Here is a 24,098-nt window from a genome sequence, read left to right on the forward strand (position 1 = left end):
CCGGTCGCTAATCTCTCGGCGTGCCGGCGGTTTAACGCCGCCTAGCCCGATGCGGGCAGGCGTAGCTGTTGCAGGTTGCCATTGAGTACCAGATCGGTTCTGAGCGTGGCGACCTCACGGCTGCGGTAAGCCATGTCCTGTTGGGATTCCAGCTTGCGGCGCCATTTCTCCGGTATCTGTTCCAACTGCTGGTATAGCGCCTCCAGCGAACCAGCTTGTTGCAATAACTGAGCGGCGGTTTTCGGCCCAATGCCGCTCACGCCGGGGATTTTGCTGCTGCTGATACCCGCCAGCCCCCAGTAATCCGGCAATTGTTCGGGCTGCACGCCGAACTCCTGCTGGATGAACGGCACATCCAGCCAGCGCTTCTGAAAGTAATCCCGAATGCGAATGGTCGGCGCCAATAGCTGACAGTAACCTTTATCGGTCGAGACAATGGTGGCCTGGTGACCTTGCGCGGCGACCTTGCAGGCCAGCGTGGCGGCCAGATCGTCGGCTTCATTGCCCGGCGAGTGCCAACTGTCCACCCCTAACGCCAGAAAGGCGTCCCTGATTTGCGGCAGTTCCTGCGACAGATTTTCCGGCATGGGCGCGCGGCCAGCCTTGTATTCCGGCAGCAACTGGTGGCGCCAGCTCTGGTCACGCTGTTCATCGTCAAAGACGGCAACGGCATGAGTGGGTTGACTGTGCTGTATCAACTGGCCCAGCGCGTGCTGGCAGGCAGTCAGGCACGGGGAGCCTTGTACCGCATGAATGCGTCGGATCAGGTTGAGTGCGTCGACAATAAGCAGATGTACGGCCATAAGCGGTAGTCATGTGAGTCTGAGTCGCCGCCGGACTAGCGTCGTCGGCGGCGAACTGGTGGTCAGGAACTGATTTCGTAGCACGGAACGTAAGCGCTGCCGGGCAGCTTCATACGCTGCTGGGACACGAAGTCCTGCAACAGTTGGTCCATGCTCTTCATGATGTCGGCATTACCGTGCAGTTTGTAAGGGCCGTGCTCTTCGATGGCCCGAATGCCCGCCTCTTTGACGTTACCTGCTACGATACCGGAAAACGCCCGACGCAACGTCGCAGCCAACTGTTCGGCCGGCTGGTCAGGATGCAGGTTAAGGTTAGCCATGTTCTCGTGCGTCGGTTCGAACGGCAGTTGCAAGTCCGGCGCGATGCGCAGCGACCAGTTGAAGCTGTAAGCGTCGCCAGTATGGCGGCGATGCTCTTTCACCTGTGGCATGGTTTTTTTCATCTGGCGAGCCACTTCGGCGGCGTCGTTGATGATGATGGAATAATAACGGCGTGCCTGACGGCCCAGCGTACTGACGATGAATTCGTCGAGCACCCGGAAGTAGTCGGCGCTTTCCTGCGGGCCGGTGAGAATAATCGGCAACACCTGCTCGCTGTTGTCCGGGTCCATCATGATGCCCAGCAAATAGAGGAATTCTTCCGCAGTGCCGACCCCGCCAGGGAAAATAATGATGCCGTGACCGATGCGCACAAACGCTTCCAGTCGTTTTTCAATATCCGGCATGATAATCAGTTCATTCACCAGCGGATTGGGCGGCTCGGCGGCGATGATGGACGGCTCGGTCATGCCGATGAAGCGCCCGTCCCGGTAACGCTGCTGAGCATGGCCTACGGCGGCGCCTTTCATCGGGGCTTCCATCGCGCCCGGTCCGCAACCGGTACAGATGTTCAGCTCGCGTAAGCCGAGCTGGCTGCCGACTTTGCGGGCGTACAGGTATTCGGTTTCATTGATCGAATGACCGCCCCAGCACACCACCAGATTCGGCTCCTCGCCGACATGCAGCGCTCTGGCGTTGCGCAGGATGGAGAACACCAGATTAGTGATGTGGGTGGAATCTTCGAGATCCAGATTTTGATAACGGCCGGCGCTGGCGATCTGCCCGTTCACAAACAGAATATCTCGCAGCACGGCGAACAGGTTGGCCTGCAGCGAACGGATAATTTGCCCGTCGACAAATGCGTCTTCCGGCGGGTTGACCAGTTCCAGCTTCACGCCGCGCTCACGGCGTAGCACGTTGATGTCGAAATCCTCGTAACGGGAGAGCAACTCCTTGCTGTTGTCCGTCTGACTGCCGGAGTTCAGGACGGCGAGGGAACAATTGCGGAATAGCCGGTAAAGATCGCTGCTGGCCGTGCTTTTCAGCATATCCACTTCCAACTGCGACAGTAAATCCATGGACCCTAGCGGGCTGATATGTGTGATCATACTACTCCCTGAAACGCAGTGTGCGACGACAGTTGTTCAAGACGTTTGCCCAACACGCAGGTTTAGATGCGTTTGTGTGATACGTTTCTTTGCTGTCTCACCTTAACGTGTCGCATAGCCTTTTGCCAAGGCATGGTAACCTCCCGACGATAAAGTTGCGCGGCGTTACGCACTTTGATGCGCATTCTGTCGACGGCAGGCGCCATAATCGGGATAGAATGTGTATTCAGTGAAATCCGACGGACCCAGAGTGAGAGGTAAGATGGAGCAGCAGGTATCACAGGCGCTGAACGCATTCACCCAGCGTTATGTCGAGTTATGGCAGCGGGAAACGGGACATCCGCCAGCCAGCGATGAGCTGTATGGCGTGGCTTCGCCCTGTATCGTCGCCACGCAGGATAGCCGTGTGCACTGGCTGCCGCGGGCGCAGAGCGTGGCGGCGCGCTTGGATGGCGTTGAACGGGCGCTGGATATTCAGCTGCACCCGGATGCGCACGCCTTTTTCACCAGCCAGTTCGCCGGCGACATGACGGCCCGTTTTGACGATCTGGAATGCACGCTGCTTCAGGCCTGGAGCGAGGACGATTTTATTCGCCTGCAGGAGAACCTGATTGGTCATCTTTTGACACAAAAACGACTAAAGTTGTCACCTACGTTATTTCTTGCGACGACGGATTCTGAAATGGCGCTAATCTCTTTGTGCAACCTGAGCGGCGAAGTTGTGCTGGAGGAATTTGGTACACGTCAGCGTCGAGTGTTGTCATCGGATCTGGTTGATTTTCTCCATAAGCTGTTGCCATTGATTCCATAATGCTGAATCGCGTTTCGCTTTTCGGCGTGTGAGATATCTCTTACATTGCGTGTAAGCGATCTCTTATCTTTAATATTAAACTAAGATTTCCGTTTAATTTTTACATTATTAATTAATGAATTAATGGTGTTCGTCTATAAACCGCGATTTTTGTACGGCTATTGGGGCGTTTGGGTGGGTTGCTGATTCGGTTTAATTAATACATCTTATTATTCAGTTTCGTAACACGGTAACAGGTTATGTCGACCATGCCAGGAGGGCAGGAAGCCAATTTCTGTTACAACCAGACTCTTTTTTCAGGATGAAATTAGGGACACCTCCAGGATGGAGAATGAGAGCCGGCCTGGGAATGCCGGTGGGGCAGGAGCCTAAAGGAATGCGATCACGGATGATTATGAAGGATCGACCGTCACGGATGAAAGAGGGATCGCCAGCAAGGATTGTGGGTTAGGAGGACCATCAGGGACAAGTTTTCAAGGACGAGCAGGGAAGCAACAAGGTAGCGGGACTGCTGCAAACGAACTAAGAGGGAACCGAGAAATCGGTTCCCTCTTTTCGTTTTTGCCTGTTGCCGTTCAGTCTGCGTCTCCCGGCGGCGGGGCGCGTCCGGGGTGCCAGAACCGAACAACGATGCTATGCTTTGCCGCCCTGTTACCGAGCCTGACGAGATCCCGGCCCATGAGTGTAGAGATTCGCATCCGACAATCGCTGTTCGCTATCGAGCATGCCCTGAAGGCGAGCCCGTTATGGCAGCCTTCCGCGCCTGATGAGGCGGCGTTTGCCAGCCAGGAGCCGTTCTGCATCGATACCATGGCGGCCGAGCAGTGGTTGCAATGGGTATTTCTGCCGCGCATGCACGCGTTACTGGACAGCGGCGCGCCGTTGCCGGCCCGGCTTGCTATCCTGCCTTACTTCGAGGTGGCGTTCGATGGGCGCTCGGATGACGTCGGCGAGTTGCTGGCGCAGTTGGGGGCGTTGGACGCCCTGTTTGAGGAGTGAGGATGCTGGAGATTGTTTATCAGGATGAGCATCTGATTGCGGTGAACAAACCGGCCGGTTGGCTGGTGCACCGCAGCTGGTTGGATCGCAAGGAAAAAGTGGTGGTGATGCAAACGGTGCGCGACCAGATTGGTCAGCACGTGTTTACCGTGCACCGTCTGGACCGTCCCACTTCCGGCGTGCTGTTGATGGCGTTGTCCCCCGAAGTGGCGCGGCTACTGGCGCAGCAGTTCGAGCAGCATCAGATGGAGAAAACCTACCATGCGGTGGTTCGCGGCTATGTGATGGAGGACGGCGTGATTGATTACGCGCTGACGGAAGAGCTGGATCGCATCGCCGACAAATTTGCCGACCCCGACAAAGCGCCGCAGCCTGCCGTCAGCCACTATCGGGTACTGGCTCGTGCCGAAATGCCGGTGGCGATCGGGCGTTATGACACCGCCCGCTACAGCCTGCTGCAATTGAACCCCAAGACCGGGCGTAAGCACCAACTGCGGCGACATATGGCGCATTTGCGCCATCCCATTATTGGCGACACCACCCACGGCGACCTGCGCCAGAACCGCGGCATGGCGGCGCACTTCGACTGCGCCCGCCTGATGTTGCACGCCAGCTGTTTGTCGCTGACTCACCCGGTTACCAACGAACCGCTGGCTATCTCGGCACGCTGGGATGATCCCTGGCAGGGCGTAATGACGCAGTTTGGCTGGCAAGGCAGTCTCCCTGATGTTGAAAGGGTTGAGTTTCCTCTGGCGTCGGGTCAGGATAACGACCTGACGTCAGCATAAAACAGGAGAATCAGCGTCATGGCGCAAGTCGGTATTTTTGTTGGCACGGTGTATGGCAACGCGTTGCTGGTGGCGGAAGAAGCGGAAAGCATTCTTAAGGCGCACGGGCATGAAGTAAAGGTTTTCGAGGAAGCCTCGGTAGATGACTGGCTGGCTTACAGTCAGCAGACGGTGCTGGTGGTGACCTCTACAACTGGGCAGGGGCAGTTGCCGGAGTCTATCGTGCCGTTGTACGAAACGCTGCGCGAGAAAGTCGGTTATCAGCCGGATTTACGCTACGGGCTGATTGCGCTGGGAGACAGCAGCTACGATAACTTCTGCGGCGGCGGCCATCAGTTTGATGCCTTGCTACAGGAGATGGGCGCGAAGCGCGTGGGCGAGCTGCTGGAAATTGATGCAACCGAGCATCCGGAACCCGAGGTGGTTTCCTGCCCGTGGGTGGAGTCCTGGGCGGCGCTGCTGGATGCGTAATTGCTAATGCCTATGTCGGGCGTAGGTTGTGAAAACGGGGCCCTCAGGCCCCGTTTCTTATGCCGGATTGGCTGCGTTGCAGCCTGGTTGTCGACGCTACTTAGCGCTGGGTCAGTTTTTCCAGATCGGATTCGATTTCGCTGATCTTGTTGGTGACGACGCTTTCCAGATGACGCAGGTCGGACAGTATCTTGCGCTTCAAATCCACCTCAACCTGATCGCGCTGGCAAATCTGATCGAGCTCGTCCACCACATAACGCAGATTGGGGCTGATCTCGTTGATTTCCTTGTAACCCTGCCCAGCGTTGTCTGCGACGATGGTCTTGCGCTGGCGCGGATATTTGAACTTGACGCTTTTAGCGAAAAATTCCCCTTTATCCTTGCGAAAGTAAATTTTCAGAATATCGTTGCTGGCTTCCTGACGGAGGCTATAGCGGTCGATATCTTCCGGGTTGGAAATCCCAAGACTTTTCAGATTGTCGTACATAACACCACCTTTCTTGTTTTACGTCGGCTTGAAAAACTGGGCCAGTGTTGTTGGTCGTGACGGCTTGATGCCGTAAAAAATGGCGGGTGATAGCCCGCCATTCAGTTTAGTCGATAGTGGTATTAGTCGATAGTGCGTAATAACTCATTAATCCCCACTTTACCGCGGGTTTTCGCATCCACTTTTTTCACGATCACTGCGCAATACAGGCTGTGGCTGCCGTCTTTAGCGGGCAGGTTGCCGGATACCACCACCGAGCCCGCCGGCACGCGGCCGTAATGGATTTCGCCGGTTTCACGGTCGTAAATGCGGGTGCTCTGGCTGATGAATACGCCCATCGAGATCACCGAGCCTTCTTCCACGATCACGCCTTCCACGACTTCGGAGCGGGCGCCGATGAAGCAGTTGTCTTCGATAATGGTCGGGTTAGCCTGCAGCGGTTCCAGCACGCCGCCGATGCCGACGCCGCCGGACAGGTGCACGTTTTTGCCGATCTGAGCGCAGGAGCCGACGGTCGCCCAGGTGTCGACCATCGAGCCTTCGTCGACGTAGGCGCCGATGTTGACGTAAGACGGCATCAGCACGGTGTTACGGGCGATAAACGCGCCCTGACGTACGCTGGCAGGCGGCACGACGCGGAAACCTTCGCGCTGAAAGCGCGCTTCATCGTAACCGGCGAATTTCATCGGCACTTTGTCGTAGTAGCGGGTTTCGGAGCCTTCCATCAGTTGGTTATCATTGATGCGGAAAGAGAGCAGCACCGCTTTCTTCAGCCACTGATGCGTCACCCATTGGCCGTTGATTTTCTCAGCCACGCGCAGCATACCGCTGTCTAACTGGCTGATAACCTGATTCACCGCTTCGCGTGTCACCGTGTCCACATTGGCCGGGGTGATGTCTGCGCGACGCTCAAATGCGGTTTCGATGATGTTCTGTAATTGCTGCATCCTGTTTCTCTTTCGTTATTAATCAAACCAGGCCGCGTGCCGCTATGCGGGGCGCGGCTTAATATTTAAGAAGCTACTTTATCGTTTGGGTCGAGGGCTTCTGTCAACCGTTGTTGCAACTTAAGCCGTAATTCGGGGCTTAATGCCCGTCTTTCGCTATCCGCCAGAATAAACAGGTCTTCTACCCGTTCGCCGATGGTGGAAATACGGGCGCCGTGCAGCGACAGATTAAGGTCGGCGAACACTTCACCCACCCGCGCCAGCAGGCCGGGTTGATCGAGCGCGATCAGCTCCATGTAGCTACGCCGGTCGGTATGCGTCGGCAGAAAACCGACTTCCGTCGGCACGCTGAAGTGTCGCAGGCGTGAGGAGGGCCGGCGCACTCTCGGGTGCTGGTAATCCCGTTGGGTCAGCGCCTGCTCGATAGCGTGGCGGATCATGTCGTGCCGATCCGGCGCCAGCGGGCTGCCGTCCGGCTCCAGCACGATAAAGGTATCCATCGCCATGCCGTCGCGGCTGGTGAAGATCTGGGCGTCGTGCACGCTCAGGTTACGCCTGTCCAGTTCGCCGGCGACCGCGGCGAACAGATAAGGGCGGTCCGGGCTCCAGATAAAGATTTCGGTGCCGCCGCGGCTGGCCTGATGGCTGATCAGCACCATCGGCTTGTTGACGTCATGCTCCAGTAGATGGCGAGCGTGCCAGGCCAGTTGATTGGGGGAATGGCGCAGGAAGTAGTCGGCGCGGCAGCGGCTCCAGATGTGGTGCAGCGCTTCTTCGTCGATATTGTCCATACGCAACAGCGCCAGCGCCTGCAACCGGTGATGACGCACCCGCTCGCGCAGGTCCGGCGAGTTCTGCATGCCGCGGCGCAGTTGTTTCTCGGTGGCGAAATACAATTCGCGCAGCAGGCTCTGTTTCCAACTGTTCCACAGCGTCTCATTGGTGGCGCAGATATCCGCCACGGTCAGGTTCAGCAGATAGCGTAGCCGGGTTTCGCTTTGTACCTGTTCGGCGAATTGCTGGATCACCGCCGGGTCCTGAATGTCGCGGCGTTGCGCGGTGACCGACATCAACAGATGACAGCGTACCAGCCAGGCCACCAATTGGGTTTCCCGCGAGTTCAACCCGTGCAGCACGGCGAACTCCAGCGCGTCTTTGGCGCCCAGTTCCGAGTGGTCGCCGCCGCGCCCTTTGGCGATGTCGTGGAACAACGCCGCCAGCAGCAACAATTCCGGCTGCGGCAACCGTGGATACAGTTCCACGCACAGCGGATGCGATGCGCGGGTGGCTTCTTCGGTAAAACTTTCCAGTTTCAGCAATACCCGGATGGTGTGCTCATCCACGGTATAGGCGTGGAACAGGTCAAACTGCATCTGCCCGACGATATTGCCCCACAACGGCATATAGGCCCATAGCACGCTGTGGGTGTGCATCGGCAGCAAGGCCCGGCTGACGGCACGCGGATGGCGCAAAATATTCATGAACAGGTTGCGCGCTTCCGGGATGGTGCACAGCGGCTGGGTCAGATGCCGGCGCGCATGGCGCAAGTGGCGCAATGTGGTTGAATAGATGCCGGTGATTTCCTGATTGCGCACCATCAGGTAGAACATGCGGATAATGGCTTCGGGTTTGTGCTCGAACAGGGTTTCGTCACGCAGGTCGATAAGCTGGCCGCGCAACTGGAATTCCTCATCCAGCGGGCGGGGTTTCTCGCTGGCATCCAACGCCAGAATGGCTTCGTCGAACAGTTGCAGCAACATCTGATTGAGTTCGCCCACCCGACGCGTCATACGGTAGAAGTCTTTCATCATGTGTTCTACCGGCGCGTTGCCTTCGCCCTGATACTGCAGCAGTTGCGCTACATTGAGCTGGCGGTCGAACAACAGGCGGTTATCGTAACGTGGCAGGATCGAATGCAGAGCGAAGCGAATGCGCCACAGAAAACTCTGGCATTCGTTCAGTTCATTGCGCTCGGCTTCGGTCAGAAAACCGAACCCTACCATTTCGTTGAGCGACGTGGCGCCAAAATGGCGGCGTGCGACCCACAGCAGAGTGTGGATATCCCGCAGCCCGCCGGGGCTGCTTTTGATGTCCGGCTCCAGATTGTAACTGGTGCTATGGTAGCGCTGATGGCGTTCCCGCTGCTCGGCGATCTTGGCGGGGAAAAAGGTTTCCGAGGGCCAGAACGCGTCGCTGAAAATGTGTTTTTGCAGCATCAGGAACAGCGCCACGTCCCCGCAAATCATGCGGGATTCGATCAGGTTGGTGGCGACGGAAATATCCGCCCGGCCTTCTTCCAGACATTCGTCCAGCGTGCGCACGCTGTGGCCGACTTCCAGCCGCAGGTCCCACAGCAATGTGATAAAGGTGCCGATAGCCTGTGACTGAGCATCCGTCAGCTTGTGTTGGCTCAGGACCAGCAGGTCGATATCCGATAGCGGGTGTAATTCCCCGCGCCCGTAGCCGCCTACCGCCACCAGCGCGGTTTGCGGCACACGCTCAAAACCGTAAAAGCGCCATAGCCGTTGCATCAGGTGATCGATAAACAGCGTGCGGGCATCGATCAACGCTTCCGCGCTGACGCCGGCTTTGAATTCCTCCGTCAACCAACTCTGGAACTGTTCCAGATGGGTTTTCAGCGTCTGGCATTTCAGCATGTCGTCCGTGAAGGTGAGGGGAGAAGCCGGTGCCGGGTGAACCGTGGTGGTGGAACCGGGAGTATCGTGCGGAAGGTCTCTGTCGATCATAGTTGCGCCACCATAACCATAAAAAAAGCCGGCATCAGCCGGCTTATGTTCAATTATTCCTGATGCGTGATGATGTTGGGGATGGTGTCATCCTTACGCAACGTCATTATTTCGCAGCCGTTTTCAGTTACCACAATAGTATGCTCGTATTGTGCCGACAAGCTGCGATCCTTGGTTTTTACCGTCCAGCCGTCTTTCATGGTGCGGATGCGGTAATCGCCGGCGTTGACCATTGGCTCCACGGTAAACGCCATGCCCGGCTGCAGTACCATGCCGCCGTCGTCGGCGTCATAGTGCAGCACCTGCGGCTCTTCATGGAAACCGCGGCCGATGCCATGACCGCAGTACTCGCGCACGACGGAGAAATCCTGCGCTTCCACATATTTCTGGATTTCGCGGCCCAGCGTGCGCAACCGGACGCCCGGTTTAATCATCCGCAGCGCCAGATACAGGCTTTCCTGAGTAACCTTGCACAGGCGTTCCCCCAGAATGGTCGGTTTGCCGACAATGAACATTTTGGAGGTGTCGCCGTGAAAATCGTCTTTAATTACCGTAACGTCGATGTTGACGATATCGCCGTCTTTGAGGATTTTTTCGTCGCTCGGAATGCCGTGGCACACTACTTCGTTGACGGAGATGCAGACGGATTTCGGAAAGCCGTGATAGCCGAGGCTGGCGGAAACCGCGTTTTGCTTGTTGGTGATGTGGTCATGACAGAGGCGGTCCAGCTCGCCGGTGCTCACGCCCGGCACCACGTGCGGTTCGATGATTTCCAGCACTTCCGCCGCCAAACGGCCGGCCACACGCATTTTTTCGATATCTTCAGAGGTTTTGATTGAGATTGCCATTGAATTCAGTCCACAGGTATCGCCTTTGCCGGCGAAAGAGGGTCGATAAATAGTGATTTATGGTATCAGCCCTGCCTGACACTGCCAAATCATCATTCCGTCATGGGAGTGTCATCGGGGATGTGGCGCACGGCGCTAGAATGCAACAAAAGTTGGTGTCCGGGGGCGGTTTATGGTATAAAGCGCGCCGGTGTTCCGGCTGGAATTTTCAGATGACTGAGTTCTGCCGGTTCAAACTGAACTCACTATGTGTATAACACACACGTGTCGGCACATTCGCCGGGGTGCCTGAGTGGTTTGCTCCATTCGGGTCGGCGCAATGGGACACGTGGAGGCATAACCCCATACTTAATCTACAGAGGTAATCATGGCAACTGTTTCCATGCGCGACATGCTCAAGGCGGGCGTACACTTTGGTCACCAGACTCGTTACTGGAACCCGAAAATGAAACCGTTCATCTTCGGTGCTCGTAACAAAGTTCACATCATCAACCTTGAGAAAACCGTACCGATGTTCAACGAAGCCCTGGCTGAGCTGAGCAAAATTTCTTCCCGTAAAGGCAAGATTCTGTTTGTCGGTACTAAACGCGCAGCAAGCGAAGCGGTAAAAGAAGCTGCTAACAACTGCGACCAGTTCTTTGTGAACCATCGCTGGTTGGGCGGTATGCTGACTAACTGGAAAACCGTTCGTCAGTCCATCAAGCGTTTGAAAGATCTGGAAACTCAGGCTCAGGACGGCACGTTCGACAAGCTGACCAAGAAAGAAGCGCTGCTGCGCACCCGTGAACTGGACAAGCTGGAAAACAGCCTGGGCGGTATCAAAGACATGGGCGGTCTGCCTGACGCGCTGTTCGTTATCGACGCCGATCACGAACACATTGCTATCAAAGAAGCAAACAACCTGGGTATCCCGGTATTTGCAATTGTTGATACCAACTCCGATCCGGATGGCGTTGATTACATCATCCCTGGTAACGACGACGCCATCCGTGCAGTAAGCCTGTACCTGGGCGCTGTTGCCACCGCTGTCCGTGAAGGCCGTTCTCAGGATCTGGCTGAACAGGCAGAAGAGAGCTTCGTCGAAGCTGAATAATAAGGCCAGCTCTGTTGAGCCCTTATTAACCAGGTATTGACATATGTTGGTTAGGGGGCCTTGTCAGGCCCCCTTTTTACTTATCTCTTACTTATCTCCGCCACGAGATAACCGAGGAAAAGATAATGGCTGAAATTACCGCTGCCCTGGTAAAAGAACTGCGCGAACGTACCGGCGCAGGCATGATGGAATGTAAAAAAGCTCTGGTTGAAGCTAATGGCGACATCGAGCTGGCAATCGACAACATGCGTAAATCCGGCCAGGCTAAAGCTGCGAAAAAAGCAGGCCGCGTTGCCGCTGAAGGCGTGATCCTGACCAAAATTGCCGCTGACGGCAAATACGGCGTCATCGTTGAACTGAACTGCGAAACCGACTTCGTAGCAAAAGACGCCGGCTTCAAAGCGTTTGGCGAAGAAGTTATCGCCGCCGCGCTGAACGAACGCATCACTGATGTTGAAGTTCTGAAAGCGAAATTCGAAGAACAGCGCACCGCGCTGGTAGCGAAAATCGGTGAAAACATCAACATTCGTCGTATCGCTGTGCAGACTGGCGACGCGCTGGGTTCTTACATGCACGGCGCTCGTATCGGCGTTATGGTTGCCGCTACCGGTGCTGACGAAGAGCTGATCAAGCACGTTGCCATGCACATCGCCGCCAGCAAACCGGAATACGTTAATGCTGAAGACGTACCGGCTGACGTAGTTGCCCGCGAGCATCAGATCCAGCTGGACATCGCCATGCAGTCCGGCAAGCCGCGCGAAATCGCTGAGAAAATGGTTGAAGGCCGTATGCGCAAGTTCACCGGCGAGATCTCTCTGACCGGTCAGAATTTCGTAATGGACCCGAACAAAACCGTTGGTCAACTGCTGAAAGAGCACAATGCTTCTGTAAGCACGTTCATCCGCTACGAAGTGGGTGAAGGCATTGAAAAAGCTGAAGTTGACTTTGCTGCTGAAGTCGCAGCAATGAGCAAGCAGTCTTAATAAAAAAGGAGCCGCCAGTTGGCGGTTCCTTTTTATCCAGCCAAGCTATTCGCGATACCCGTAATTCGTGGTACAAGCAATTTCATGGCATCTGGCAACCCCGTCTGCGGCGCGCCGGGTGCGGCAGTAATAACCCCCAGTACGATGACAGCCTGTTAGGACAAGAACACCATGGCAACCAACGCAAAACCCGTATATCAACGTATCCTGCTGAAGCTGAGTGGCGAAGCGCTGCAGGGAGCTGAAGGTTTCGGTATCGATGCGAGCATCCTCGATCGTATGGCCCAGGAAGTGAAGGAACTGGTTGAGCTGGGCATTCAGGTCGGTGTGGTGATCGGCGGCGGCAACCTGTTCCGCGGCGCCGGTCTGGCCAAAGCAGGCATGAACCGTGTGGTGGGTGATCATATGGGGATGTTGGCTACCGTCATGAACGGTCTGGCGATGCGTGATTCGCTGCATCGTGCTTATGTCAACGCCCGCCTGATGTCAGCCATTCCACTCAATGGCGTGTGTGATAATTACAGCTGGGCTGAAGCCATCAGCCTGCTGCGCAACAACCGCGTGGTGATTTTCTCCGCCGGTACCGGCAACCCCTTCTTTACTACCGACTCCGCAGCTTGCCTGCGCGGGATTGAAATCGAGGCGGATGTGGTGTTGAAAGCCACCAAAGTGGACGGCGTATTCTCGGCTGATCCGGTTAAGGACCCCAACGCGACGCTCTATGAATCGCTGAGCTACCAGGAAGTGCTGGAGCGCGAACTCAAAGTGATGGATCTGGCGGCCTTCACGCTGGCGCGTGACCACAATCTGCCGATCCGGGTGTTCAATATGAATAAGCCGGGCGCGCTGCGTCGCGTCGTGATGGGCGAAAAAGAAGGGACGTTGATCAGTAATAACGGCTGACGTCTAATTTAAGGTAATATCTTGTTTTGGTGACACAAGATTGCGCCATACATTGCCAGCCTGCCGCTGGTAATCAATGATTCGCTGGGTCATGCAAGCCGCGCGTGACCTGACTGGCAACCAGTTTTCAAGGGTTCACAACGTGATTAATGAAATCAGAAAAGACGCTGAAACGCGCATGGACAAATGCGTAGAAGCTTTCAAGAACCAGATCAGCAAAGTGCGTACTGGCCGCGCGTCCCCCAGTCTTCTGGACGGCATTCATGTGGAATATTACGGTAGCGCAACCCCGTTACGCCAGTTAGCCAACATTGTGGTGGAAGACACGCGTACGCTGGCTGTCACCGTATTTGACCGGACGTTGGGCCCGGCGGTGGAAAAAGCCATCATGGCATCCGACCTGGGTCTCAACCCGATGTCTGCCGGTACGGTTATCCGTGTTCCGCTGCCGCCGCTGACGGAAGAACGCCGTAAAGACCTGATCAAGGTAGTGCGCGGTGAAGCCGAGCAGAGCCGTGTGGCGGTGCGTAACGTTCGTCGCGACGCTAACGACAAGTTGAAGGCGCAACTGAAAGAGAAGACCATCAGCGAAGATGATGAACGCCGTTCTCAGGACGATGTTCAGAAGCTCACTGACAGCTTTATCAAGAAGATCGATGCCGTTCTGGCCGAGAAAGAAAAAGAACTGATGGATTTCTGATCCGTCAGTCAGGCACAGCGCCGCGGCAGGTGCAGGGTCAGGCCCGCGCCTCCTGCGGCGTTTTGCTTTTCAGCTTTTGGATGCGAGATGTTTTGCGTAACGCCGCGCATTTTCACACCAGCCTTATCGACAGGTCGGCGCTGACGTTACAGACTGGCACCACGCCTGTTATCAAACTCAGCTTTATCAGGTCATATTCATGAAGCAACTGACAATCCTCGGTTCTACCGGTTCTATTGGCGTCAGTTCCCTGTCCGTGGTCAGGGCCAATCCAGACAAATTTTCCATAACGGCACTGGTTGCCGGACGCAATGTTTCCCTGATGGCTGAACAGTGCCTGGAGTTTTGCCCGGCATACGCCTCAATGGCAGACGAAGACGCTGCGCGCGAACTCCGTATCCGGTTAAGTGAAGCCGGTAGTCAGACAACCGTGCTGTCAGGCGAGAAGGCTGCCTGTGAGCTGGCGGCGCTGGACGAGGTCGATCAGGTGATGGCGGCGATTGTGGGAGCAGCCGGTTTGTTGCCGGCACTGTCGGCGATTCGCGCCGGCAAGCAGGTGCTGCTGGCCAATAAAGAATCTCTGGTGACCTGCGGCCGCCTGTTTATGGACGAGGTATCGAAGAACGGGGCGCAACTGTTGCCGGTTGATAGTGAGCACAGCGCCATTTTTCAGAGTTTACCTGAGCCAATCCAACGGCAACTGGGATATGCTTCCCTGAAGCAATACGGGGTTGAGCGGGTTGTGCTGACCGGTTCAGGTGGGCCATTCCGCGAGATTCCGTTTGCCGCATTGGATTGCGTCACCCCTGATCAGGCGTGCGCCCATCCAAACTGGTCTATGGGGCGAAAAATTTCGGTGGATTCCGCCACCATGATGAATAAGGGACTGGAATATATCGAGGCGCGCTGGCTGTTTAACGCCTCGGAAGCACAGATGGAAGTGGTTATCCATCCTCAATCAGTCATCCATTCCATGGTGCGTTACCGGGATGGCAGTGTGTTGGCGCAATTGGGTACGCCCGATATGCGGACCCCCATAGCCTATGCGATGGCTTATCCCGAGCGTGTTTTTTCCGGTGCGCCGGCGCTTGATTTCTGCCGGTTAGGGGCTTTGACCTTCTCTGCGCCGGATTTCCAGCGCTACCCCTGTTTGCGTCTGGCGATCGACGCATGCAACCAAGGGCAGGCCGCCACCACGGCGCTCAATGCGGCAAATGAAATTGCGGTTGCGGCATTTTTACAATCCGGTATCCGTTTTACCGATATTGCCGCAGTCAATCAGAGCGTGATGGAACAATTGACATTACCTGAGCCGCAAAGCGTTGATGATGTATTGTCTATCGATACCTGGGCAAGACAAGCCGCAGAAAATGTATTGCGGCGTTATCAGTAACCTTACGCTGGTGTGTTTGTTCACATGCGCCTGAAATGGTATAGTCTGCGCCGCTTGATGCAGGTGGTTATTAATAAAAGCCACGGTGATGGAAGGCTGTGTGTTCACAGCTTTTTTTATGCTGTCAGGTTTGGCTGCGACTGGATAATCATTTTCTTGCTCGAGGAAATCAATACACGCTATGCCCTCCGAAAATCAACACGGTAGTCAGAAGTTGTTACCTAACGGCCCGCGCCATGTAGCGATAATCATGGATGGCAATGGCCGCTGGGCTAAACAGAGGGGAAAGCTGCGGATCTTCGGTCATCAGGCGGGAGTGAAGTCAGTACGCCGTGCGATCAGTTATGCGGTCGGCCAGAACCTTGAAGCACTGACGTTATATGCGTTCAGCAGCGAAAACTGGAATCGTCCGGCGCAGGAGGTCTCCGCGCTGATGCAGTTGTTTGTGCGCGTGCTGGATAGCGAAGTCAAGAACCTGCACAAGCACAATGTCCGTCTAAGAGTTATCGGTGATATCAGTCGCTTCAGTAGTCGATTGCAGGAACTTATTCGCCGCTCGGAGGCCGTGACGGAAAATAATACTGGTCTTACCCTGAATATTGCCGCGAATTATGGCGGGCGTTGGGATATTATCCACGGGGTCAGAAAAATCGCCGAACAGGTTCAGGAAGGGCTGCTGCGTCCTGATACCATTGATGAGTCGACTCTGAGTCGTTACATGTGCTTGAACGATCTGGCTCCGGTTGATCTGCTAATAAGAACCAGTGGGGAACATCGCATCAGCAATTTTCTGCTGTGGCAGATTGCGTATGCAGAACTCTATTTTACCGATGTTCTCTGGCCGGATTTTGACGAACAAACCTTTGAAGGTGCCATTCATGCCTTTACTCAACGTGAGCGTCGCTTTGGGGGAACCACGCCTGACGATGCGAGCGCATCGTAGGGGGTATTTTTGCTGAAGTATCGCCTGATTACTGCGCTGATTCTTATTCCTTTGGTTATTGCGGCGCTTTTTTTCCTGCCGCCGTTGGTTTTCTCTCTGGTGACGCTGGCCGTGTGCATGCTGGCCGCCTGGGAGTGGGGGCAACTGGCTGGTTTGGTTTCTTACACACAGCGAATCTGGCTGTCCATCGCCTGCGGCTTCGTACTGGCGGCGATGTTGCTGAGTCTGCCTGATTATCACTATTCCGTTGCGCTTGCGCCGGTTTGCCTTCTCTGGCTTTCCCTTGCCTGGTGGAGCGTGGCGTTGCTGATGGTGCTGTTTTATCCGTCTTCCGCTGCGCTGTGGCGCCATTCCCGCGTACTGCGTCTGTGTTTTGGCCTGTTGACCATTGTGCCTTTTTTCTGGGGTATGGTGGCGCTGCGTCAGTTCGAATATGAAACCAACCCTTTTAGCGGCGCCTGGTGGTTGTTGTATGTAATGGTGTTGGTTTGGGGTGCCGATAGCGGCGCTTATCTGTTCGGCAAACTGTTTGGCCGGCATAAGCTGGCGCCGAAGGTCTCGCCGGGGAAAACCTGGGAGGGATTTATCGGCGGGCTGGCAACGTCGGCGGTGATTGCGTTACTGTTTAGCCACTATGCGCCATTGTCTATTTCTACCTTTACCTTGCTGGTGTGTTCCGTCGTGGCGACGCTGGCTTCGGTACTGGGCGATCTGACTGAGAGCATGTTCAAGCGTGAGGCCGGTATCAAGGACAGCAGTCACCTGATTCCGGGTCACGGTGGGATACTGGATCGTATTGACAGCCTGACCGCAGCCATACCGGTATTTGCCTGCCTGATGCTGTTGCTGTTCAAGGCCGTTTAGGAACACAGGTAGAGTCTGTTTATGCTGAATATTCTCTGGAGCCTGGCTGCATTTATCGTCGCACTCGGTGTGCTGATCACCGTGCACGAATTTGGGCATTTCTGGGTTGCCCGCCGTTGCGGCGTTCGTGTCGAACGGTTCTCCATCGGTTTCGGCAAGGCGCTATGGCGTCGCCGCGACCGTCAGGGAACCGAGTATGTGATCGCGCTGATTCCGTTGGGCGGTTATGTGAAAATGCTGGATGGTCGGGTTGATGAGGTGCCGGCGGGGCTTCAGCATCAGGCATTCAATCATAAGACCGTCTGGCAACGGGCGGCGATTGTCAGCGCCGGGCCGATCGCCAACTTTATTTTTGCCGTTATCGCCTATTGGCTGGTGTTTATCATTGGCGTGCCGGGCGTCCGCCCGGTGGTTGGCGAGGTTTTACCCGGTTCGATTGCCGCGCAGGCTCAAATTTCGCCGGGGATGGAACTAAAGTCGATTGATGGCATCGAAACGCCTGACTGGGATAGCGCGCGTTTGGCCCTGATCGGCAAGATTGGCGAACCCGACGTGGTGATTGAAACCGCGCCGTTGGGCGTCGCCAGAACCGAGAGTAAACGGCTTGAACTGCAAGACTGGCATTTCGATCCGGAAAGGCAGGATCCGGCGGTATCGCTGGGGATTGTGCCCAAAGGACCGCAGGTCGAAGCGGTACTGACGCAGGTGCAGCCGCGTTCTGCGGCTGAAAAAGCGGGTTTGCAAGTCGGGGACAGGATCGTTAAAGTCGATGGTCAACTGCTGGCTCGTTGGCAGCAGTTTGTCATTGCCGTGCGTGATAACCCAGGCAAGCCGATTACGCTGGAGGTGGAAAGAGGCGGAGATTCGCTGTCCGTTGCTCTGACGCCTGACAGCAAAACGGTGGGGAAGAACCGGCTGGAAGGGTTTGCTGGTGTGGTGCCGAAAGTCACCCCTTTGCCTGATGAGTACAAAACCGTGCGCCAGTATGGGCCGTTCAGCGCCATCTATGAAGCTGGGAATAAAACCTGGCTGCTGATGAAGCTGACGGTCAGTATGCTGGGTAAGCTGATTACCGGTGACGTGAAGCTGAATAATCTGAGCGGCCCGATTTCCATCGCGCAGGGAGCAGGTATGTCAGCAGACTACGGATTGGTGTATTACCTGATGTTTTTGGCGTTGATCAGCGTCAACCTGGGGATTATCAATCTGTTCCCTCTGCCAGTACTGGATGGTGGTCATCTGCTCTTTCTGGCGATTGAAAAGCTGAAGGGCGGACCGGTTTCCGAGCGTGTGCAGGACGTTAGCTATCGTATTGGCACGGTGTTGCTGATGATGTTAATGGGACTCGCACTTTTCAATGATTTCTCCCGCCTTTAGGTGTGGAACAGGTTAGGAAAAACGCATAACAACGATGGCGATGAAAAAGTTGCTCATAGCGTCGCTGCTGTTTAGCAGCGCCACCGTATACGGTGCAGACGGGTTCGTAGTGAAAGATATTCATTTCGAGGGCCTGCAGCGGGTTGCCGTCGGTGCGGCATTGCTCAGTATGCCTGTCCGGGTGGGAGATACCGTCACTGATGAGGATATCGGTAACACCATTCGGGCTTTGTTTGCGACCGGAAACTTCGAAGATGTCCGCGTCCTGCGAGATGGGGATTCGCTGCTGATTCAGGTCAAGGAGCGTCCGACGATTGCCAGCCTGACCTTCTCCGGCAACAAGGCGGTGAAAGAGGAGATGCTCAAGGAGAATCTTGAGGCCTCCGGTGTTCGCGTCGGCGAGGCGCTGGACCGCACCACCTTGTCCAACATCGAGAAAGGGCTGGAAGATTTCTACTACAGCGTAGGTAAATACAGCGCCACGGTGAAAGCCGTCGTGACGCCGCTGCCCCGCAATCGCGTCGACCTCAAATTGGTGTTTACCGAAGGGGTATCCGCCAAGATCCAGCAAATCAACATCGTCGGCAACAAGTCCTTCAGCTCTGATGAATTGATTTCCCGTTTCCAGTTGCGTGATGAAGTACCGTGGTGGAACGTGGTCGGGGATCGCAAATACGAGAAGCAGAAACTTTCCGGCGACCTGGAAACCCTGCGCAGCTTCTATCTCGATCGCGGTTATGCGCGTTTCAACATCGACTCCACCCAGGTTAGCCTGACGCCGGACAAGAAAGGCATCTACATCACCGTCAACATCACCGAAGGCGATCAGTACAAGCTGTCCGGCGTGGTGGTGCGCGGTAATTTGGTAGGGCATGCCACAGAAATCGAAGATTTGACCCGCGTCCAGTCGGGCGAGCTGTATAACGGCACCAAAGTGACCCGGATGGAAGAGGACATCAAAAAACTGCTGGGACGCTATGGCTATGCCTATCCCCGCGTGGTGACCCAGCCGGAAATCAACGATACCGACAAGACCGTGCGCCTGAACATCAACGTCGATGCCGGCAATCGCTTCACCGTGCGCCGCATTCGCTTTGACGGCAACGATGTTTCCAAAGACTCCGTACTGCGTCGCGAAATGCGTCAAATGGAAGGCGGCTGGCTCGGCAACGACCTGGTGCAACAGGGTAAAGAACGACTGAACCGCCTGGGTTATTTCGAAAGCGTGGATGTTGAGACCCAGCGCGTGCCGGGAACTCCGGATCAGGTAGACGTAGTCTACAAGGTTAAGGAACGTAACACCGGTAGCCTTAACTTCGGTATCGGTTTTGGTACTGAAAGCGGTGTCAGCTTCCAGGCCGGCGTCCAGCAGGATAACTGGCTGGGGACGGGCAACTCGGTTGGTATCAGCGGTACCCGCAACGACTACCAGACCTATGTCGAACTGTCGATGACCGATCCGTACTTCACGGTGGATGGCGTCAGCCTCGGCGGCCGTATTTTCTACAACAACTTTAAAGCGCTGGATGCGGACCTGTCCGACTACACCAACCAAAGTTACGGTGCGGGCACGACGTTGGGCTTCCCGATCAACGAGAACAACTCGTTGCGCGTTGGTTTGGATTATGTGCACAACTCCTTGTCCGACATGAAACCTCAGGTGGCGATGTGGCGTTATCTGAGCAAAGCCGGCGTGGATCCAGACCCAAGTACGACGTCGAGCGCCAGTTTCGACGCCAACGACTTCTTCCTGACGTCTGGCTGGACCTACAATAACCTTGACCGCGGTTACTTCCCGACGGCGGGCAACCGCGCTAACCTGAACGCCAAGGTGACCGTGCCGGGTTCGGACAACGAATACTATAAACTGACCTTCGATTCGGCGAGTTACTTCCCGCTCAGCGAAAACCATAACTGGGTGCTGATGGCGAGAACCAAAGCCGGCTATGCCGATGGTCTGAGTGGTAAGGAAGTGCCGTTCTACGACAACTTCTTTGCCGGTGGTTCCAGTTCGGTGCGTGGTTTCCGCTCCAATACTATTGGTCCGAAAGCGGCTTACTACACCGGGTGCAGTACAGCGAACGTGTCGTCTTGCAGCATTGACTCCACCAAAATGAGAGATGCGGTGGGCGGTAACGCGATGGCGGTCGCCAGTGCGGAACTGATCGTGCCGACGCCGTTCATTAGCGACAAGTACTCCAGTTCTATTCGTACATCTTTCTTCGTCGATGCCGGTACAGTGTGGGATACTCACTGGGAAAACACCGCTCAGACACTGGCGGCCGGCGTGCCGGATTACAGCACGCCTGGTAATATTCGTATGTCTTCAGGTCTTGCTGTGCAATGGATGTCGCCGCTGGGGCCGCTGGTGTTCTCGTATGCCCAGCCGTTTAAGAAATACGATGGGGATCGCTCCGAGCAGTTCCAGTTCAACATCGGTAAGACCTGGTAAGCAGAATTACCTGGTGTTTGGGGTTGAAAGGAAGATATACCGGCATCCGGTGGCGGTTTAAGCGTATAGCTTGGCTGCCGATGCCGCGATTACGATAAGCGCTATCAGCGCAGAAATACTTAGGGTGAGGAGTTTTAAAGTGAAAAAGTGGTTGTATGCCGCAGGTTTAGGTTTAACGCTGGCTGTGTCTGCCGGTGCTCAGGCTGCCGACAAGATTGCGATTGTCAACGTTTCCAGCATTTTCCAACAGTTGCCGCAGCGTGAAGCGGTAGGTAAACAGCTGGAAAACGAGTTCAAAGGCCGCGCCTCTGAACTGCAGTCCATGGAGCGTGCTCTGCAGGAAAAAATGCAGAAGTTGCAGCGTGATGGTTCTACCATGAAAGCCAGCGACCGCTCCAAGATGGAAAGCGACGTGATGGCTCAGCGCGAGCAATTCTCCAGCAAAGCTCAGGCGTTTGATCAAGACAACCGTCGTCGTCAGATGGAAGAGCGCAACAAAATCCTGAGCCGTATTCAGGACGCGGTGAAAGCGGTTGCCACTAAGCAAGGTTATGACGTGGTTATCGACGCTAACGCGGTTGCCTATGCTGACAACGCGAAAGACATTACTGCAGATGTGCTGAAACAGGTTAAATAATTCATGTTTTCAATTCGACTGGACGCCTTGGCTCAACAGTTGGATGCACAATTACACGGTGATGGCGATATCGTCATCACCGCTGTTGCTTCTATGCATTCAGCGCAGGCAGGACAGATTACGTTTTTATCCGATAGCCGCTATCGTGAGCAACTGAACAGCACTCAGGCTTCCGCCGTGGTGCTGACAGAGGCCGATTTGCCGTTTTGCGACACGGCTGCTCTGGTGGTAAAGAATCCTTATTTGGCCTATGCGCGTATGGCGCAGTTGATGGATACAACGCCAGCGCCTGCACAGGGGATCTCACCTTCCGCGGTGATTGCTCCTGATGCGCGTTTAGGAGATGGGGTTTCGGTGGGTGCGAATGCTGTTATCGAATCCGGCGTGGAACTGGGTAATGGCGCGATCGTTGGCGCGGGCTGCTTTATCGGCAAGAATGCCCGTATCGGGGCTGGAACCCGGTTATGGGCCAACGTCACGATTTACCATAACGTTGTGTTGGGCGAACAATGCTTGATTCAGTCCGGTGCGGTCATCGGTTCGGATGGCTTCGGTTACGCCAACGATCGCGGTAATTGGATCAAAATTCCCCAGTTGGGAACGGTCATCATCGGCGATCGTGTCGAGATCGGCGCGAGTACCACCATCGATCGTGGCGCGTTGGACGATACCATTATTGGTAACGGTGTCATCATTGATAACCAATGTCAGATTGCACACAACGTTGTGATTGGGGACAATACCGCGGTTGCTGGCGGGGTCATCATGGCGGGCAGTCTGAAGATTGGCCGTTACTGTATGATTGGCGGCGCCAGTGTGATCAATGGTCACATGGAGATTTGCGACAAGGTCACAGTCACAGGGATGGGGATGGTCATGCGGCCGATCACTGAGCCGGGGGTTTATTCTTCCGGTATCCCATTGCAGCCGAACAAGGTCTGGCGTAAGACTGCTGCGCTGGTGATGAATATTGACGAGATGAGCAAACGGCTCAAAGCTGTCGAGCGTAAGCTCGAAGACCGTTAATCACCCGTATTCGCAACCTGCGTTTCGGATGCAAGACTGGCGCCATGTGCGCAATTTTTATTTGCGGCCTGCATGTTGTTCCTCCCTTGTTGGGGAATGTGCAGGCCGTGTTGTTGATGCTATCGTTTTTATTGACAGGAAGAGTATTTTGAATACAGACACGCATACTCTGCATATTGAAGAGATTCTGGATCTACTACCGCACCGCTATCCGTTCTTGCTGGTGGATCGTGTACTGGATTTTGAGAAAGGAAAATTCCTGCGCGCGGTAAAAAATGTCTCTTTTAACGAGCCGTTCTTTCAGGGGCATTTCCCAGGCAAACCGATTTTCCCCGGCGTGCTGATTCTGGAAGCCATGGCTCAGGCTACCGGCATTCTGGCGTTCAAGAGCCTGGGCAAACTGGAACCGGGCGAGCTGTACTATTTTGCCGCCGTAGACGAAGCGCGTTTCAAACGTCCTGTGGCGCCCGGCGATCAAATGATCCTGGAAGTCGAGTTCCTCAAGGAACGCCGCGGTATTGCACGATTCAAAGGCGTTGCCAAAGTTGATGGCGAAATTGCTTGTGAAGCTGAAATGATGTGCGCTCGTCGTCGGGAGGGCTGATTTGTGATTGATCAAACCGCCTTTATTCACCCCAGTTCCATTGTTGAAGATGGTGCTGTCATCGGCGCCGGTGTGCATATTGGGCCGTTCTGCCATATCGGTGCGCAGGTTGAGATCGGCGCGGGTACGGTACTGAAATCTCATGTCGTCATTAACGGTATCACCAAGATTGGTTGTGATAACGAAATCTATCAGTTTGTCACTATTGGTGAAGTCAATCAGGACCTGAAATACGCAGGCGAGCCTACTCGTGTTGAAGTGGGCGACCGTAACCGTATCCGTGAAAGCGTGACCATTCATCGTGGCACAGCGCAGGGCGGCGGGTTGACTAAAGTCGGTAATGATAACCTGCTGATGATCAATACGCATGTCGCTCATGACTGTGCCATCGGCAATCGCTGTATTCTGGCGAACAACGCCACGCTGGGCGGTCATGTCTCCATTGATGATTTCGCGATTATTGGCGGCATGACGGCGGTGCATCAGTTCTGCGTCATTGGCGCGCACGTGATGGTGGGCGGCTGCTCTGGTGTGGCGCAGGACGTCCCGCCGTATCTGATCGCACAGGGTAACCATGCCACGCCGTTCGGCATCAACATCGAAGGGCTGAAACGCCGTGGGTTTGAAAAAGAGACCCTGCATGCTATCCGCAACGCTTACAAGCTGATCTATCGCAGCGGCAGAACGCTGGACGAAGTGAAAGCCGATCTCGAAGCGCTGGCGGCGGAGCACCCGGCGGTGCAGGCATACCTCGATTTCTTTACCCGCTCGACGCGCGGCATTATTCGCTGAGTT

23 protein-coding genes are annotated in these 24,098 nt (G+C 55.3%); 17 read left to right on the forward strand and 6 right to left on the reverse strand.

The window, feature by feature from the left end; translation table 11 throughout:
- Positions 1–41: 41 nt before the first annotated feature.
- Together xni and ppnN are read right to left on the reverse strand one after the other, a co-directional pair.
- Entirely contained in the window at positions 42–803 is a 762-nt protein-coding gene (xni, locus tag DDA898_RS05235) for a flap endonuclease Xni (RefSeq protein WP_013316740.1), read from the reverse strand.
- A 62-nt stretch (positions 804–865) separates the two neighbouring features.
- Complete coding sequence (ppnN, locus tag DDA898_RS05240; RefSeq protein WP_013316741.1) at positions 866–2,230, reverse strand: nucleotide 5'-monophosphate nucleosidase PpnN; 1,365 nt, start codon at positions 2,228–2,230, stop codon at positions 866–868.
- A 262-nt stretch (positions 2,231–2,492) separates the two neighbouring features.
- Here ppnN and syd point away from each other — a divergent pair, with 262 nt between their 5' ends.
- From syd to DDA898_RS05260, 4 genes are all read left to right on the forward strand, one after another.
- Positions 2,493–3,041 carry a SecY-interacting protein gene (syd, locus tag DDA898_RS05245; RefSeq protein ID WP_038910457.1) on the forward strand — a complete coding sequence of 183 codons (549 nt, stop codon included), beginning with the start codon at positions 2,493–2,495 and terminating at the stop codon, positions 3,039–3,041.
- Between the two features lie 678 nt (positions 3,042–3,719).
- Complete coding sequence (locus tag DDA898_RS05250; RefSeq protein WP_013316743.1) at positions 3,720–4,040, forward strand: YqcC family protein; 321 nt, start codon at positions 3,720–3,722, stop codon at positions 4,038–4,040.
- Between the two features lie 2 nt (positions 4,041–4,042).
- Positions 4,043–4,828 (forward strand): tRNA pseudouridine(65) synthase TruC, encoded by a 786-nt coding sequence (truC, locus tag DDA898_RS05255; RefSeq protein WP_038900497.1) that lies wholly within the window; start codon positions 4,043–4,045, stop codon positions 4,826–4,828.
- Between the two features lie 18 nt (positions 4,829–4,846).
- Complete coding sequence (locus tag DDA898_RS05260) at positions 4,847–5,299, forward strand: flavodoxin (RefSeq protein WP_038910458.1); 453 nt, start codon at positions 4,847–4,849, stop codon at positions 5,297–5,299.
- Between the two features lie 100 nt (positions 5,300–5,399).
- Here DDA898_RS05260 and DDA898_RS05265 read toward each other — a convergent pair whose 3' ends face one another.
- From DDA898_RS05265 to map, 4 genes are all read right to left on the reverse strand, one after another.
- Positions 5,400–5,786, reverse strand: coding sequence for a DUF3461 family protein (locus DDA898_RS05265; RefSeq protein WP_013316746.1), 387 nt, complete (start codon positions 5,784–5,786; stop codon positions 5,400–5,402).
- A 122-nt stretch (positions 5,787–5,908) separates the two neighbouring features.
- Positions 5,909–6,733 carry a 2,3,4,5-tetrahydropyridine-2,6-dicarboxylate N-succinyltransferase gene (gene dapD, locus DDA898_RS05270; protein ID WP_038900498.1) on the reverse strand — a complete coding sequence of 275 codons (825 nt, stop codon included), beginning with the start codon at positions 6,731–6,733 and terminating at the stop codon, positions 5,909–5,911.
- A 65-nt stretch (positions 6,734–6,798) separates the two neighbouring features.
- Positions 6,799–9,480, reverse strand: coding sequence for a bifunctional uridylyltransferase/uridylyl-removing protein GlnD (gene glnD, locus DDA898_RS05275; protein WP_038900499.1), 2,682 nt, complete (start codon positions 9,478–9,480; stop codon positions 6,799–6,801).
- 53 nt (positions 9,481–9,533) lie between these two features.
- Positions 9,534–10,328 carry a type I methionyl aminopeptidase gene (gene map, locus DDA898_RS05280; RefSeq protein ID WP_038910460.1) on the reverse strand — a complete coding sequence of 265 codons (795 nt, stop codon included), beginning with the start codon at positions 10,326–10,328 and terminating at the stop codon, positions 9,534–9,536.
- A gap of 367 nt (positions 10,329–10,695) precedes the next feature.
- Here map and rpsB point away from each other — a divergent pair, with 367 nt between their 5' ends.
- The 13 genes from rpsB (at position 10,696) to lpxA (ending at position 24,095) form a co-directional block, all read left to right on the forward strand.
- A complete protein-coding gene (rpsB, locus tag DDA898_RS05285; RefSeq protein ID WP_013316750.1) occupies positions 10,696–11,421 on the forward strand; it encodes a 30S ribosomal protein S2 in 726 nt (241 codons plus the stop codon).
- 125 nt (positions 11,422–11,546) lie between these two features.
- Positions 11,547–12,404: a translation elongation factor Ts gene (gene tsf / locus DDA898_RS05290; protein WP_013316751.1), complete on the forward strand. Its 858-nt coding sequence runs from the start codon at positions 11,547–11,549 to the stop codon at positions 12,402–12,404.
- Positions 12,405–12,575: 171 nt separating this feature from the next.
- On the forward strand, positions 12,576–13,307 hold the full coding sequence (gene pyrH / locus DDA898_RS05295) for a UMP kinase (protein WP_013316752.1): 732 nt from the start codon (positions 12,576–12,578) through the stop codon (positions 13,305–13,307).
- Positions 13,308–13,449: 142 nt separating this feature from the next.
- Complete coding sequence (gene frr, locus DDA898_RS05300) at positions 13,450–14,007, forward strand: ribosome recycling factor (RefSeq protein WP_013316753.1); 558 nt, start codon at positions 13,450–13,452, stop codon at positions 14,005–14,007.
- Between the two features lie 199 nt (positions 14,008–14,206).
- On the forward strand, positions 14,207–15,400 hold the full coding sequence (gene ispC, locus DDA898_RS05305; RefSeq protein ID WP_013316754.1) for a 1-deoxy-D-xylulose-5-phosphate reductoisomerase: 1,194 nt from the start codon (positions 14,207–14,209) through the stop codon (positions 15,398–15,400).
- 181 nt (positions 15,401–15,581) lie between these two features.
- Entirely contained in the window at positions 15,582–16,343 is a 762-nt protein-coding gene (ispU, locus tag DDA898_RS05310) for a (2E,6E)-farnesyl-diphosphate-specific ditrans,polycis-undecaprenyl-diphosphate synthase (protein ID WP_013316755.1), read from the forward strand.
- 9 nt (positions 16,344–16,352) lie between these two features.
- Positions 16,353–17,207, forward strand: a complete 855-nt coding sequence (gene cdsA, locus DDA898_RS05315) for a phosphatidate cytidylyltransferase (RefSeq protein WP_013316756.1) — start codon at positions 16,353–16,355, stop codon at positions 17,205–17,207.
- Between the two features lie 21 nt (positions 17,208–17,228).
- Entirely contained in the window at positions 17,229–18,584 is a 1,356-nt protein-coding gene (gene rseP, locus DDA898_RS05320) for a sigma E protease regulator RseP (protein WP_013316757.1), read from the forward strand.
- Between the two features lie 34 nt (positions 18,585–18,618).
- On the forward strand, positions 18,619–21,036 hold the full coding sequence (gene bamA, locus DDA898_RS05325; protein ID WP_013316758.1) for an outer membrane protein assembly factor BamA: 2,418 nt from the start codon (positions 18,619–18,621) through the stop codon (positions 21,034–21,036).
- Between the two features lie 139 nt (positions 21,037–21,175).
- On the forward strand, positions 21,176–21,673 hold the full coding sequence (gene skp, locus DDA898_RS05330) for a molecular chaperone Skp (RefSeq protein WP_013316759.1): 498 nt from the start codon (positions 21,176–21,178) through the stop codon (positions 21,671–21,673).
- Between the two features lie 3 nt (positions 21,674–21,676).
- Complete coding sequence (gene lpxD, locus DDA898_RS05335; protein ID WP_013316760.1) at positions 21,677–22,699, forward strand: UDP-3-O-(3-hydroxymyristoyl)glucosamine N-acyltransferase; 1,023 nt, start codon at positions 21,677–21,679, stop codon at positions 22,697–22,699.
- A 148-nt stretch (positions 22,700–22,847) separates the two neighbouring features.
- Complete coding sequence (gene fabZ / locus DDA898_RS05340) at positions 22,848–23,303, forward strand: 3-hydroxyacyl-ACP dehydratase FabZ (RefSeq protein ID WP_013316761.1); 456 nt, start codon at positions 22,848–22,850, stop codon at positions 23,301–23,303.
- Between the two features lie 3 nt (positions 23,304–23,306).
- A complete protein-coding gene (lpxA, locus tag DDA898_RS05345) occupies positions 23,307–24,095 on the forward strand; it encodes an acyl-ACP--UDP-N-acetylglucosamine O-acyltransferase (RefSeq protein ID WP_038910461.1) in 789 nt (262 codons plus the stop codon).
- The last annotated feature ends 3 nt before the right edge of the window (positions 24,096–24,098 follow it).

It is taken from the genome of Dickeya dadantii NCPPB 898, assembly GCF_000406145.1.
GTDB classification, from domain to species: domain Bacteria; phylum Pseudomonadota; class Gammaproteobacteria; order Enterobacterales; family Enterobacteriaceae; genus Dickeya; species Dickeya dadantii.

Excerpts from the sequence above, each read along its gene's own strand:
- xni (WP_013316740.1), bottom strand. The coding sequence starts at position 803 with ATGGCCGTACATCTGCTTATTGTCGACGCACTCAACCTGATCCGACGC.
- ppnN (WP_013316741.1), bottom strand. The coding sequence starts at position 2,230 with ATGATCACACATATCAGCCCGCTAGGGTCCATGGATTTACTGTCGCAG.
- syd (WP_038910457.1), top strand. The coding sequence starts at position 2,493 with ATGGAGCAGCAGGTATCACAGGCGCTGAACGCATTCACCCAGCGTTAT.
- DDA898_RS05250 (WP_013316743.1), top strand. The coding sequence starts at position 3,720 with ATGAGTGTAGAGATTCGCATCCGACAATCGCTGTTCGCTATCGAGCAT.
- truC (WP_038900497.1), top strand. The coding sequence starts at position 4,043 with ATGCTGGAGATTGTTTATCAGGATGAGCATCTGATTGCGGTGAACAAA.
- DDA898_RS05260 (WP_038910458.1), top strand. The coding sequence starts at position 4,847 with ATGGCGCAAGTCGGTATTTTTGTTGGCACGGTGTATGGCAACGCGTTG.
- DDA898_RS05265 (WP_013316746.1), bottom strand. The coding sequence starts at position 5,786 with ATGTACGACAATCTGAAAAGTCTTGGGATTTCCAACCCGGAAGATATC.
- dapD (WP_038900498.1), bottom strand. The coding sequence starts at position 6,733 with ATGCAGCAATTACAGAACATCATCGAAACCGCATTTGAGCGTCGCGCA.
- glnD (WP_038900499.1), bottom strand. The coding sequence starts at position 9,480 with ATGATCGACAGAGACCTTCCGCACGATACTCCCGGTTCCACCACCACG.
- map (WP_038910460.1), bottom strand. The coding sequence starts at position 10,328 with ATGGCAATCTCAATCAAAACCTCTGAAGATATCGAAAAAATGCGTGTG.
- rpsB (WP_013316750.1), top strand. The coding sequence starts at position 10,696 with ATGGCAACTGTTTCCATGCGCGACATGCTCAAGGCGGGCGTACACTTT.
- tsf (WP_013316751.1), top strand. The coding sequence starts at position 11,547 with ATGGCTGAAATTACCGCTGCCCTGGTAAAAGAACTGCGCGAACGTACC.
- pyrH (WP_013316752.1), top strand. The coding sequence starts at position 12,576 with ATGGCAACCAACGCAAAACCCGTATATCAACGTATCCTGCTGAAGCTG.
- ispC (WP_013316754.1), top strand. The coding sequence starts at position 14,207 with ATGAAGCAACTGACAATCCTCGGTTCTACCGGTTCTATTGGCGTCAGT.
- ispU (WP_013316755.1), top strand. The coding sequence starts at position 15,582 with ATGCCCTCCGAAAATCAACACGGTAGTCAGAAGTTGTTACCTAACGGC.
- rseP (WP_013316757.1), top strand. The coding sequence starts at position 17,229 with ATGCTGAATATTCTCTGGAGCCTGGCTGCATTTATCGTCGCACTCGGT.
- bamA (WP_013316758.1), top strand. The coding sequence starts at position 18,619 with ATGGCGATGAAAAAGTTGCTCATAGCGTCGCTGCTGTTTAGCAGCGCC.
- lpxD (WP_013316760.1), top strand. The coding sequence starts at position 21,677 with ATGTTTTCAATTCGACTGGACGCCTTGGCTCAACAGTTGGATGCACAA.